The organism is Kitasatospora sp. NPDC056446, assembly GCF_042796115.1.
In the GTDB taxonomy this organism is placed as follows: Bacteria; Actinomycetota; Actinomycetes; order Streptomycetales; family Streptomycetaceae; genus Kitasatospora.
This window is the reverse complement of record NZ_JBHTRF010000099.1, coordinates 15,458-27,642: the sequence shown is the minus strand read 5'-3', so window position 1 is coordinate 27,642 and position 12,185 is coordinate 15,458. Positions and strand designations below refer to the sequence as shown.

Here is a 12,185-nt window from a genome sequence, read left to right as displayed (position 1 = left end):
GGTCGGCACCGCGGCCGGCGCCGCGGCCGGCGCCGCCGGTTCGCCGGCCACCGGGGGCGCCGTCGGCACGACCGCCGGTGCCCCCTTCGACCCGGACATCAGCTGCTTGTACCGCGCCGCGGAGCGGGGGTTGCTGCCGCACTGGAAGAAGCCGTGCGGGCAGTAGTCGGTGACGGTCTGGTAGGCGGTGTCGTGGGTGCGGATCCACTCGACCATCCGCTGGACGAACTCGGGGTTGTCGCCGTTGCGGAACAGCCCCCACTCCGGGTACGAGACCGGCTTGCCGCGCTTGGCGGCGAACTCCACCTGGTCCTGGAGGCCGTACGGCTCGCGCACGTAGTCGTCGAAGCCGCTGCCGGCGGGCTGGTCGTAGCTGTCCATGCCGATGATGTCGACCACGTCGTCACCGGGGTAGCACTTGGTCCACGGGATGGCGTCCAGGCCCCGGTTGGGCGCGAAGTCGAAGCGGAACCGCTGCCCGGGCACCGAGCGCATCACCCCGACGATCCGCCGCCAGTACGCCTTCCACGACGTCGGGTCCGGCTTGCAGCGGTGGGTGTAGGTGGTGCCGTTCATCTCCCAGCCGGGGGTCAGCACGGTGTCGGCGCCGCCGAGGGCGACCAGCCGCCGGGCCAGCTTGAGGAAGTGCGCGTCGAAGTCCCCGCGGGCGCCCTGGGCGAGCAGCTTGGCCACCTCGGCGTCCGGCACGTTCGCCTCGTTGGGCACCAGCATCGGCACCCCGAGCACGAGCAGCCGGGACGGGTCCGCCAGCCGCCACTGCGACCACAGGCCGAGCACCACCGGCTCGCCCTCGATATCGGCCCAGCCGTTGCCGGCCAGGTAGGTGTGGCCGACCTGGAGGTTCGCGTTGCCCAGCCACTGGGCGTACCGGCCGATCTGCGGGATGTAGTTGTCCCAGGAGCCGACGAATGCGCCGAACGGCGGCTCGTGCTTCGGCCGCTGGACCGGCGGGCGGGGGGCGGCGCCGCGCGGCTCGAAGGCGTCCGAGGAGAGGCTGTGCCGCTCGGCCCGGCTGAGCGGCGTCCCGGCCGGGACGCTGGCCGTGGCCAGCAGCAGCAGGGCGGCGGCGGCCAGCGTCAGGCGCCCGATTCGCATGGGTCTCTCCTCCTGGTCGAGCGTGGGCGGGGCGCCCGGTCCCGGCGTGGACGGACCGTGGCGCCCCGGTCGCCGACAGTAGGCCCGGCGGGGGAGGGAAAAGCCGAATGTCACCCTAAAGTGGGCGGTATTCGAACGCCGTCTGCCGCAATGCCCGCCGGCCGGGCGCCGTGTATCAGATCTGTAACGGTCCGGCCGGGCCCGCACGGCCCGCTCCGGACGGCCCCGCGGAGCGGTCCCGGCCCCGACGGCGCAGGTGGGCGGGCGGGCGTACGGGAGGGGCGCACGCGGCCGGGCGCACGGTTCGCGGCCCGGTCGGCGCCGGGAACCGGGCTGACTCGCCCGCCCGGCGAAAGGTACGCTCCGGCCGTGTCCCGGAAGCCGATGCGTGTACTGACCCCCCGCTCGATCCTGCCTGCCCTGGCGGTGATGCTGGTCCTTGCGGCCGGTGCGGCGGCCCACGCGAACAAGCCGGTGCCGTTCGGCGACCGGGTGGCGGGACCGGGCGACGCGGAGGCGACGCCGGTGAACTCGGAGTCGCTCGGCGCCGCCGACCTGGACCTCCGGGTGGGCCCGGGCCTGGAGGCCTTCCACAAGCAGACCGGCGAGCAGGCCTGGTCCTACCGCCGCGAGGGCGCCGAGGCGCTCTACCTGGCGATGGCCGGGGACAACGCGATCGTGGTCTGGGACGACGGCCTGGTCACCTCGGTGCGCCCCGGGGACCACGAGGTGCGCTGGCACCGCGCGGTGCCGGGCCTGGCGGACTGGCTGCGCGGCGACGGCGAGCCCGGCGCCGACAAGCGGACCGACGCCCAGCGCAAGCAGCTCGCCAAGCAGCGGGCCGCGGCCGCGCTGCACACCGTCCAGCGGGACGGCTCGCCCTGGCTGGCCCTGGTGACGCCGAACCTGACCATGGGCCTGCGCGACGCCGACGGCGACCTGCGCTACAACGACAAGCCGTCCAACGGCTGCGTCTACGACCCGCTGCGCGCCGTGCACACCGACTTCGCGGTGCTCATCCCGCGCACCTGCACCAACAGCGCCGGGCAGGCCGTCTCCGGCGGCATCACCGGCTACCGGCTGGACAGCAACGGCTGGGCCATGAGCACCGGCCCGGCCGCGACGGTCAGGGTGCTGGACCGCGGCCGGGTGGAGATCACCGACGGCCCGGTCGTCCCGCCCAGGGTCTTCGACACCAAGGCGGCCGCGCCCGAGACGCCCTGCGGCGCCCTCGACGCGCCCTTCGCCGCCGTCCGGCCGCAGGGCGGCTGCGCCGACCCGTCGGCTCCCGCGGCCCCGGTGGCCCCGGGTGTCACGGACACCCCGGCCGCCCCGGACTCCGGGGCCCCCGCGACCCCCGCCGGGGACCAGCCGGCCGCGCCGCAGCCGTAGGGCCGCTCCTTCGGGTACCCCGGGGTGGTAGGCCCCCGGGGGCGTTTCGCGCGGCCCGGTAGACTTGCCGCCATGGCTATCTTCTCCGGGCAATAGCGGGCGGCGGCGCCCCGTGCGCCGCGCCGACCGCCGACGAAGCCCCTTCCCGCCCGCCCGGCCCCGAGCCGCTGTCCGGCCGCCCGCCCACGTCCCAGGAGTAGTTCCCAGCCATGATTTCCGTCAACGCCCTAGAGCTGCGCGCCGGTGCCCGGATCCTGATCGAGTCCGCCAGCTTCAAGGTCGCCGCCGGCGACCGGATCGGCCTGGTCGGGCGCAACGGCGCCGGCAAGACCACGCTGACCAAGGTCCTGGCCGGCGAGGGCATGCCCGCCGCCGGGACCATCAACCGTTCGGGAGAGGTCGGCTACCTCCCGCAGGACCCGCGCACCGGAGACCTGGACGTCCTCGCCAAGGACCGCATCCTCTCCGCCCGCGGCCTCGACACCGTGCTCAGGAAGATGCGCGAGAACGAGGACCGGATGGCGAACGGCAAGGGCGCCACCCAGGAGAACGCGATGAAGAAGTACGCGCGCCTGGAGACCGAGTTCCTCACCAAGGGCGGGTACGCCGCCGAGGCCGAGGCCGCCACCATCGCCGCCGCGCTGGGCCTGCCGGACCGCATCCTGGGCCAGCCGCTGCACACCCTCTCCGGTGGTCAGCGCCGCCGTGTCGAGCTCGCCCGGATCCTCTTCTCGGACTCCGACGTGCTGCTCCTCGACGAGCCCACCAACCACCTGGACGCCGACTCCATCGTCTGGCTGCGGGACTTCCTGAAGACGTACAAGGGCGGCTTCATCGTCATCTCGCACGATGTCGAACTGGTCGAGACGGTCGTCAACAAGGTCTTCTACCTGGACGCCAACCGCTCCGCCATCGACGTCTACAACATGGGCTGGAAGCAGTACCAGCAGCAGCGCGAGGACGACGAGAAGCGCCGCAAGCGTGAGCGCGCCAACGCCGAGAAGAAGGCCGCGACGCTGAACGCGCAGGCCGACAAGATGCGCGCCAAGGCGACCAAGACGGTGGCCGCGCAGAACATGGCCCGCCGCGCCGAGAAGCTGCTCTCCGGGCTGGACCAGGTGCGCCAGAGCGACAAGGTCGCCAAGCTGCGCTTCCCGGAGCCGGCCCCCTGCGGCAAGACCCCGCTGACCGCGGTCGACCTCTCCAAGTCCTACGGCTCGCTGGAGATCTTCACCGGCGTGGACCTGGCGATCGACCGGGGCTCGCGGGTCGTCATCCTCGGCTTCAACGGCGCCGGCAAGACCACCCTGCTGCGGATGCTGGCCGGGGTGGAGAAGCCGGACACCGGCGAGGTGGTCCCGGGCCACGGCCTGAAGATCGGCTACTACGCCCAGGAGCACGAGACCCTGGACCCGGAGCGCACCATCCTGGAGAACATGCGCTCGGCGGCGCCGGACACCGACCTGGTGCAGATCCGCAAGATCCTCGGCTCCTTCCTGTTCTCCGGCGACGACGTCGACAAGCCGGCAGGGGTGCTCTCCGGTGGTGAGAAGACCCGTCTGGCGCTGGCCACCCTGGTGGTCTCCTCCGCCAACGTGCTGCTCCTCGACGAGCCCACCAACAACCTCGACCCGGCCAGCCGCGAGGAGATCCTGGGCGCGCTGCGCGAGTTCTCCGGCGCGGTCGTGCTGGTCACCCACGACGAGGGCGCGGTCGACGCGCTCCAGCCGGAGCGGATCATCCTGCTGCCGGACGGTGTGGAGGACCTGTGGAGCCCGGCGTACGCCGATCTGGTCTCGCTGGCCTGACCGGAAGTAGACGCGCGCTCCGCTTTTCGGACCAGAAAAACTAGTCCTTACGGCGTGTCCGGGAATGAAGTAGACCCGGATTCCGTTTAAGGACTTCCCGTCGGCCCGCCACTCGATCGTGGTCGGGCCGACACTGCTGATCAGCCCTTTCCCGGCAAATGGCGGTACCCGCCCGGGGGCGTGCACTCTGCGTGAGCGCCCTGGTGCGCTCGGATCACCACCGGAGGACCACGCATTTCCGACATCGACCTTGCCGAATGGGTGGCCAGGACGCGGTGGATGGGTGATCATGGGAATCTGACCGAGCAACGCTACGAGGAGGCACGGGTGGCCGAGACTCTGAAAAAGGGCAGCCGGGTAACCGGTGCCGCGCGTGAGAAGCTCGCGGCCGATCTCAAGAAGAAGTACGACTCCGGGGCGAGCATTCGCGCTCTCGCGGAGGAGACCGGTCGTTCGTACGGCTTTGTGCACCGGATGCTGAGCGAGTCCGGAGTGATCCTCCGGGGCCGCGGCGGTGCCACGCGGGGCAAGAACAAGGCGACTGCCGGGGCCGGTTCCTGACGGTTCGTCAGCCATTGGTTGGATGACGCGGCGGCAGGGCGCCGACCGAGGAGACGACAGCCGGCCGTCGGCTGGGCGTCCGCCCTCGGGTCGTGTGGACCGGCCGCCGATCGTCATGTCCGGGGCGTTTTCCGCCCCCGTCCCCCTTCCGCCGCCCGCATCCGCAGGCCCCGTCGGCCCTTCCGGGTCGAGGCCCCTGCCCTTGCGCGCCCAGGTTTGTTACTCTCCGGTAGCCACATCCCCCGCCACCGGAGGTCCCCGCATGACCGCTCCCGCCACCGACCCGCAGGCCCCGAGCTGGGAGCGGGACGGCGTCCGCCTGGAGATCGACGGTGAACTCGCCGTCGTCACCCTCTGTCAGCCCAAGCGGCGCAACGCCCAGTCGCCCGCGCTCTGGCGCGCCCTCGCCGCCGCCGGCCGCGAGCTGCCCGGCACCGTCCGGGTGGTCCTGCTGCGCGCGGAGGGCGTCTCCTTCTCGGCCGGGCTGGACCGGGCCATGTTCACCCTCGACGGCATCCCCGGCGAGCCCACCTTCCTCCAGCTCGCCGCCGCGGGCGACCAGGAGCTGGACGACACCATCGCCTCGTACCAGGAGGCCTTCACCTGGTGGCGCCGCCCGGACCTGGTCTCCATCGCCGTCGTGCAGGGCCACGCCGTCGGCGCGGGCTTCCAGCTGGCGCTCGGCTGCGACCTGCGGGTGGTCGCCGAGGACGTCCAGTTCGCGATGAAGGAGACCTCGCTCGGCCTCGTCCCGGACCTGGCCGGCACCAAGCCGCTCACCGAACTCGTCGGCTACGCCCGGGCGCTGGAGATCTGCGCGACCGGCCGCTGGGTCGGCGCGGAGGAGTCCGCCGCGATCGGGCTGGCCAACCTGGCGGTGCCGGGGGCGGAGCTGGACGCCGCCGCCCGTGACCTCGCGGCGGCCCTGCTGGCCGCCCCGCGCGGAGCGGTGATCGAGACCAAGGCCCTGCTCCAGGGGGCCGCCGGGCGCTCCTTCGAGGAGCAGCGCTCCGCCGAACGGGTGGCGCAGGCGCGGCGGCTGCGGGAGCTCGCCGGGATCGGCGACTGACCGCCCGGCGCTGACGGCACGGCACCGACCGGAGGCCCGGTCGCAGGGGACGATCCCCGCGACCGGGCCTCCGGCGTTTCCGGATGCCGCGCCGATGCCGCGCCGATGCCGCGCGGGCGCGTCGGGCGGGTGCCGGGCGGGATGCTCCGGGTGGGCGCGGCGGGGTCCTCGGCGGGCGGGGAACGTGGCGAAATGCCAGAGTTGGGGAGGTTTGCGATATAGCTGGAGCCGTACGACAGGAGATGCGCCCATGCCTGACACTCCGACGCCCGCGACCCTGCACAAGAACGCCGCCGGCGGCACCCCGACCCCCGGTCCGCCGCCGAACGCCGGCGGCGCCGCCAAGCCGGTCGGCGAGCGCGGTCGTACGGCGCTGGCCGTCGGCGTCGTGGAGAAGATCGCCGGGATGGCCGCGCGGGAGGTCTCCGGGATCCACGCGCTGGGCTCCGGGCTGGCCCGGACCTTCGGCGCGATGCGGGACCGGGTCCCCGGCGGCAAGGCCAGTGTCGGACGGGGCATCAAGGCCGAGGTCGGCGAGAAGCAGACCGCCATCGACATCGCCCTGGTGGTGGAGTACGGCGTGGTCATCCCCGAACTCGCCCGCCAGGTACGGGAGAACATCATCGACGCGGTCGAGCGGATGACCGGCCTGGAGGTCGTCGAGGTCAACATCGCGGTCAACGACGTCCACCTCCCGGACGAGCCGGAGTTCGAGGAGGAAGAGGAACCGGTGCCGGCGTCGGGGCAGCGGCCCAAGCTCAAGTAGCGCGCGGGACGAGGCAGCGAGAGACGAGGGAGTAGCGGATGAACCTGGCCATCGTCGGCCTGGTGGTGGGCATGGCCCTCGGCTTCGCCGGGTACTTCGGGGGGTTCGCGGCGTTCCTGCTGGTGGCCGCGCTCGGGCTGGTCGGCTTCGTGGTCGGGCGCCTGCTGGAGGGCGACATCGAACTGGGCGACCTCGGGGACCTGCTCCGCGGCCGCGACCGGCGCCGCTGATGGCGGCCGCCGCCGGACCGGTTCCCGTCCCGGGGCGCCGCGGGCGGCTGCGGGTCGCCGACCGCGTCTACGCCCGGATCGCCGCCCGGGCCGCCCGGGAGGTGCTGGCCGAGGCCTGGCCCGCCGGGCGGGCCAGGGGGGCGCCGCCGCACGTCTCGGTGGCGGTGCCGGGCAGCACGGTGACCGTCCGGGTGGCGCTGGAGCTGCCGTTCCCGTCGGATGTCGCGGCGTTGGCCGGGGCGGTCCGGGAGCGGATCGCCGCGCGGGTGGTCGGGCTGACCGGGACCAGGGTGTCGGACGTGGTGATCGTGGTCGAGAAGCTGGTCACGGGGGGAACGCCGTGAGCGCGGGGGCTCCCGAGGAGGCGGCCGGCCCCGTGGGGGAGCGGAGGGTGCGCAGGTGGCGGGCCCCCCGGACGGCCGCGGCGGCGCTGGCGGCGACCGGGGTCCTGGTGGTCGCGGGCGCCCTGCTGTACGACGTGGTCGCGGTCCGGGTCGGACAGCCGGCGCGGCGCTGGCGGGCGCAGATCGCGGACGAGCTGGCCACCCGGCACCTCGACGACCTGGCGGTGCTGGTGGGGGCCGGCGCGGCGGTACTGCTGGGCGGGTGGCTGCTGTGGCTGGCGGTCGCCCCCGGGCTGGGGCGGTGGCTGGTGCTGCGGCCGTACGGGGGCACCGCCGCCGCGGTCGACCGGGCCGGGATCGGGCACCTGCTGGCGGACCGGGCGGCGGGGCTGACCGGGATCGAGCACCTGAGGATCCGGGTCGGGCGGCGGCGGGTCAGGGTCTCGCTGGTCGGGCCGGCGGATCCGGCGTCGGTGGAGCGCCGGATGCGGGACGAGTTGGACCGGGTGCGGCTGGTGCGGCCGCTGCGGCTGGACGTGCGGACGGCCGGCGGGCGGGCCGGTGCCGGGGAGGCCCCTGAGCCGCCGAGCCCTGAGCTGCCGGGCTCTGAGCCGCCGAGCCCGGAGCCGCCGAGTCCCGAGCCGCCGGGCCCGCGACCAGGGGCCGGGACGGGGACGGGGACGGGCACGGGGGTGGCGGGGTGAGGCGGGCGGTCGTCAACCGGGTGGTGCTGGGCGCCGTGGGCCTGGTGCTGCTGGGCGCGGGGGCGCTGGTGCTGGCGGGCGGGCTGGACCTGTACGGCCGGACGGGTCTTCATCCGCCCGGGTGGTGGCCGCTCACCTCGCCGGACCAGCCGGTGGTGAGCGCGCGTTCGCGGGGGCGGTGGGTGTCCTCGGCGTGGTGGTGGCCGACGGTGATCGGCGGGCTGACCGTCCTGGTGGCGGGGATGGCCTGGTGGCTGGTGGCGCAGTTGCGGCGCACCGGGCTGTCGAGCATCGCGGTGCCGACGCCGGGGGTGGGCGGGCTGCGGCTGAGGGTCGCCGGGCGGGCCCTGGAGGAGGCGTTGGAGACCGGGACGGCGGTGCTGCCCGAGGTCGAGCGGGCGGGGGTCCGGCTGGTGCGGGCGCCGGGGCATCCGCGGCTGCGGGCGGCGGTGCGGCTGACGCCGGGCGGCGACCCGACCGCGCTGGTGGAGCACTTCGAGGACGGGCCCCGGACCGGTGCGTGCGGCAGCCTGGGGCTGCCGGAGCTGCCCGCGGAACTGCGGATCCGGGTGCTCCAGGCGGCCCCCGCCGAGCCGCGGCACGGGCGGCCGGGGCGTCGGCGGAGGCCGTCGAAGGGGGTGCCGAGAGTGGAGTAGTCGCGGCGCCGGGGCGGGTCAGAGGGAGCGCAGGGCGCCGCCGTCGACCGGGACCATCAGGCCGGTCAGGTAGGAGGCGGCGGGGGAGAGCAGGAAGGCGGCGACCTTGCCGAACTCCTCGGGGGTGCCGTAGCGGCCGAGCGGGATGCCGGCGTTGGCGCGCTCCCGGGCGGCGGCCGGATCCCCGGCGAGGGCGTCGAGTTCGCGGACCCGGTCGGTGTCGATCCGGGCGGGCAGCAGGCCGACCACGCGGATGCCGCGCGGGCCCAGCTCGTCGGCGAGGCCCTTGGCGGCCATGGCGAGGCCGGGGCGCAGACCGTTGGAGATGCCCAGGCCGGGGATCGGCTGGCGGACCGAGCTGGAGAGCACGAAGCCGATCACACCGCCCTCGGAGAGCGCGGCGGCGGCGGCGCGGGCGAGCCGGAGCGCGCCGAGGAAGACGGACTCGAAGGCGTCGCGCCAGGCCTCCTCGGGGGTGGTCTCGACGGGGCCCGCCTTGGGGCCGCCGACGCTGATCAGGATGCCGTCGAGGCGGCCGAAGTGCTCCCGGGCCTCGGCGATCAGACGGTCGGCGGTGTCGGGGGCGGCGTTGTCGGCGACCAGGCCCCGGGCGGTGCCGAGGGTGTCGAGTTCGGCCACGGCGGTGTCGACGGCCTGCCGGCTGCGGCCGCTGACGAGGACGCGGGCGCCGTCGGCGGCGAGTTCGCGGGCGGCGGCGAGGCCGAGGCCCCGGGTGGCGCCGGTGACGATGTAGGCCTTGTCTTTCAGTCCGAGATCCATGGAGGACATCTTGCCGGGTGGGGCGGCCGCCCGGGGGCAGGGTCCGGCGGCAGGGCGCGGGGCCGGGGCGCGGCTCCGGGAAGGGGACGGGGCGGGGCTGGCGTTGACGTCCGGGGGAAGGTTTACGGTCGTTGCCGGAAGTGCGGAGGGAGTGGTTCGGCATGCGGATCGGGGAGCTGGCGGAGCGGGCGGGGACGACCACGAGGGCGTTGCGGTACTACGAGCAGCTGGGGCTGCTGCCTGCCCGGCGGGCCGGCAACGGGTACCGGGCGTACGACGAGGGGGACCTGCGGATGCTGCGCGAGATCCGGACGCTGCAGGACTTCGGGTTCGAACTGGAGGAGACCCGGCCGTTCGTGGAGTGCCTGCGGGCCGGGCACCCCGAGGGGGACTCCTGCCCGGCCTCGCTGGAGGTGTACGAGCGCAAGCTCGCCGAGCTGGACGACTGCATCGCGCGGCTGGAGAAGGTGCGGACGCGGGTGGCCGGGCAGTTCGAGCGGGCGGTGCGGGCGCGGGACGACCTCGCGGCTTCCGAACACCCACCACTGTGCGAACTGACGGAGGAGTAGGCGATGGTGCAGATCACGGGCGTGCCGGCGGTGACGGACGAGACGTTCGCCGCGGAGGTGCTGGCGGCGCAGGGCCCGGTGCTGGTCGACTTCACGGCGGACTGGTGCCCGCCGTGCCGGATGATGGCGCCGGTGCTGGCGGACATCGCGCGGGAGGAGGCGCACCGGCTGCGGGTGGTGAGCGTCGACGTGGACCACAACCCGCGGACGCAGGCGGCGTACGGGGTGCTGTCGATGCCGACGCTGATGGTGTTCCGGGACGGGCAGCCGGTGCGGTCCGTGGTGGGCGCGCGGGCGAAGGCGCGGCTGCTGCGGGAGCTGGCGGACGTGCTCTGACCCGCGGGCGCCCGGGAGAACGCCGCAGGCGCTCGGGCCTCAGGCGGGGACGGGCTCGGCGAGGGTCTCGGCCTCGCCGGTCTGCTTGGCGCGGTCCTTGGCCTCGCGGCGGGCCAGCACCCAGACACCGACCGGGATCATCGCGGTGAACAGCCACCACTGGATGGCGTAGGCCATGTGCGGGCCGATGTCGGAGTGGTTCGGCTCGGGGATCAGCTGGGGCTGGTCGGCCGGGGCCGGGGTGGTGGCGGCGAGTTCGAGGTAGCCGCCGAGCAGGGCGGTGCCGCTCTCCTTGGCCTGCTCCTCGGTGTTGATCAGGTTGAACTGGCGGTCGGGCAGGCCGCTGCGGTCCTTGATGCCGCTGGCGCCGTAGGTCTCGTCGGCGCGCATCCGGCCGGTGAGGGCGACCTCGCCGGCCGGGGCGGCGGGGACGGGCGGGTACTGGGTGGCGCCGTCGCCGGAGGCGACCCAGCCGCGGTTGACCAGGACGGTGCCCTTGCCGTCGGAGAGCTTCAGCGGGGTCACCACGAAGTAGCCGATGCTCCCGTTGGAGTCGGTCCGCTTGCGGACCACGAACTCGTGCGCCGGGTCGTACTCGCCGGTGGCGGTCACCGCGCGCCAGGTGAGGTCCTTGGGGACCGCGAAGCCCGGCGTCGACGACAGGGCGTCGTACGGGACGGGCGGGTCGGTGAGGGCCTTGCCGATCAGCTCGTTCCGGGCCACCCGGGCCTCGTGGCGGTGCAGCTGCCAGAAGCCCAGCTTGATCGTCGCGGGGATCAGCAGCAGCGCGATCAGCATGGTGATCAGCCACTGGCGGGTCAGCAGAAAACGGTACACATGGGAACGGTACGCCGACCTCACAACCGGCTCACGCACCGGGGTGCGGGGCGACCTCGCGCAGCAGTTGGAGGAAGGCGTCCTCGGTGACCACCGGGGTGCCGACCTCGCGGGCCCGGCGGGCCTTGCCGCTCCAGCTGTCCGGCTCGTTGGTGACCAGCAGGCTGGTGAGGCGGCTCACCGAGGTGGCGATGTGCAGGCCGGCCTCCGTGGCCCGGTCCTCCAGGACCTCGCGGTCGGTCGAGGTGTCGCCGGTGAAGGCCACCCGCATGCCCTGGACCAGGGGTTTCCCGTCCTCCCAGCGCCCCGGGTTGGGGTACGGGCAGGCCGGGCGCTTCTTGGCCTGGCGGTAGGTCGCGCCGGTCCAGGAGGCGCGGCCGGGGGTGGCGGGCTCCTCCTCGCCGAGGTCGGTGACGGCGACGCAGTTCTGCAGCGGCAGCGGCACGCCGCCCAGGCGGGCGAGGTGCAGGCTGGGGCGGAAGGCCTCGGCGAGCACCCGGGCGTCGTCCAGGGCGTTGTGGGCGTGGCGCTGCCGGACGCCGAAGTGGGCGGCGAGCGAGGACAGCTTGCCGTTGGGCAGCGGCAGGCGCAGGTCGCGGGAGAGGACCATGGTGCAGAGCCGCTGCTCGACCGGGGCGTGCAGGCCCGCCCGGGAGAACTCGCGGGAGATCATGTTCCAGTCGAAGAGCGCGTTGTGCGCGACCAGGACCCGGCCGCGCAGCCGGCCGGCGAACTCGTCGGCGATCTGTGGGAAGGTCGGTGCGCCGGCGAGGAGCTCGGCGGTCAGCCCGTGGATCCAGACCGGGCCCGGGTCCCGCTGGGGGTTGACCAGGGTGTACCAGTGGTCGGTGACCTCGCCGTCCCGGTCCAGCTGGTAGACGCCGGCCGAGATGACACGGTCCGAGCGGCCGAGACCGGTGGTCTCGACGTCGACGACCGCGAAGCCCTCGGTGGGGGCGGCGGTGCGCTGGGTGGGGACCGGGACGGTCCTCGGCGCGGGCTGGATCGGTTGCATGG

The 12,185-nt window shown here is 74.3% G+C and carries 15 protein-coding genes; 11 read left to right on the top strand and 4 right to left on the bottom strand.

Features of this window, described 5'->3' with window-relative positions; all coding sequences use genetic code 11:
* The coding region (locus ACFQ6N_RS36375) for a glycoside hydrolase family 26 protein (protein ID WP_380658370.1) at window positions 1–1,116 on the bottom strand (1,116 nt) is incomplete at its 3' end.
* A 369-nt stretch (window positions 1,117–1,485) separates the two neighbouring features.
* Here ACFQ6N_RS36375 and ACFQ6N_RS36370 point away from each other — a divergent pair.
* From ACFQ6N_RS36370 to ACFQ6N_RS36330, 9 genes are all read left to right on the top strand, one after another.
* Entirely contained in the window at window positions 1,486–2,508 is a 1,023-nt protein-coding gene (locus ACFQ6N_RS36370; protein WP_380658368.1) for a hypothetical protein, read from the top strand.
* Window positions 2,509–2,717: 209 nt separating this feature from the next.
* Window positions 2,718–4,316, top strand: coding sequence for an ABC-F family ATP-binding cassette domain-containing protein (locus tag ACFQ6N_RS36365; RefSeq protein WP_380658366.1), 1,599 nt, complete (start codon window positions 2,718–2,720; stop codon window positions 4,314–4,316).
* Between the two features lie 327 nt (window positions 4,317–4,643).
* A complete protein-coding gene (locus tag ACFQ6N_RS36360) occupies window positions 4,644–4,877 on the top strand; it encodes a helix-turn-helix domain-containing protein (protein WP_030059940.1) in 234 nt (77 codons plus the stop codon).
* Window positions 4,878–5,139: 262 nt separating this feature from the next.
* A complete protein-coding gene (locus ACFQ6N_RS36355; RefSeq protein ID WP_380658364.1) occupies window positions 5,140–5,946 on the top strand; it encodes an enoyl-CoA hydratase/isomerase family protein in 807 nt (268 codons plus the stop codon).
* Between the two features lie 250 nt (window positions 5,947–6,196).
* Entirely contained in the window at window positions 6,197–6,712 is a 516-nt protein-coding gene (locus tag ACFQ6N_RS36350; RefSeq protein WP_380658362.1) for an Asp23/Gls24 family envelope stress response protein, read from the top strand.
* Window positions 6,713–6,750: 38 nt separating this feature from the next.
* Entirely contained in the window at window positions 6,751–6,942 is a 192-nt protein-coding gene (locus ACFQ6N_RS36345; RefSeq protein WP_196951007.1) for a hypothetical protein, read from the top strand.
* Window positions 6,942–7,286, top strand: a complete 345-nt coding sequence (locus ACFQ6N_RS36340) for a hypothetical protein (RefSeq protein ID WP_380658361.1) — start codon at window positions 6,942–6,944, stop codon at window positions 7,284–7,286. The genes ACFQ6N_RS36345 and ACFQ6N_RS36340 overlap by 1 nt, the downstream gene beginning before the upstream one ends.
* 47 nt (window positions 7,287–7,333) lie before the next feature.
* A complete protein-coding gene (locus ACFQ6N_RS36335; protein ID WP_380658360.1) occupies window positions 7,334–7,990 on the top strand; it encodes a DUF6286 domain-containing protein in 657 nt (218 codons plus the stop codon).
* Complete coding sequence (locus ACFQ6N_RS36330) at window positions 7,987–8,646, top strand: alkaline shock response membrane anchor protein AmaP (protein ID WP_380658358.1); 660 nt, start codon at window positions 7,987–7,989, stop codon at window positions 8,644–8,646. Before ACFQ6N_RS36335 ends, ACFQ6N_RS36330 begins: the two co-directional genes overlap by 4 nt.
* Window positions 8,647–8,664: 18 nt before the next feature.
* Here the strand turns inward: ACFQ6N_RS36330 and ACFQ6N_RS36325 are convergent, their stop codons facing one another.
* Window positions 8,665–9,426: an SDR family oxidoreductase gene (locus ACFQ6N_RS36325; RefSeq protein WP_380658356.1), complete on the bottom strand. Its 762-nt coding sequence runs from the start codon at window positions 9,424–9,426 to the stop codon at window positions 8,665–8,667.
* A 161-nt stretch (window positions 9,427–9,587) separates the two neighbouring features.
* Here ACFQ6N_RS36325 and ACFQ6N_RS36320 point away from each other — a divergent pair, with 161 nt between their 5' ends.
* Together ACFQ6N_RS36320 and trxA are read left to right on the top strand one after the other, a co-directional pair.
* Entirely contained in the window at window positions 9,588–9,995 is a 408-nt protein-coding gene (locus ACFQ6N_RS36320) for a MerR family transcriptional regulator (protein WP_380658355.1), read from the top strand.
* 3 nt (window positions 9,996–9,998) lie between these two features.
* Entirely contained in the window at window positions 9,999–10,331 is a 333-nt protein-coding gene (gene trxA / locus ACFQ6N_RS36315) for a thioredoxin (RefSeq protein WP_380658353.1), read from the top strand.
* A gap of 39 nt (window positions 10,332–10,370) precedes the next feature.
* On the opposite strand, the gene ACFQ6N_RS36310 is transcribed toward trxA, so the two are convergent.
* On the bottom strand, window positions 10,371–11,168 hold the full coding sequence (locus ACFQ6N_RS36310; RefSeq protein ID WP_380658350.1) for an SURF1 family protein: 798 nt from the start codon (window positions 11,166–11,168) through the stop codon (window positions 10,371–10,373).
* A 31-nt stretch (window positions 11,169–11,199) separates the two neighbouring features.
* Window positions 11,200–12,183, bottom strand: a complete 984-nt coding sequence (locus ACFQ6N_RS36305) for a DEDDh family exonuclease (protein ID WP_380658348.1) — start codon at window positions 12,181–12,183, stop codon at window positions 11,200–11,202.
* Window positions 12,184–12,185: the final 2 nt, after the last annotated feature.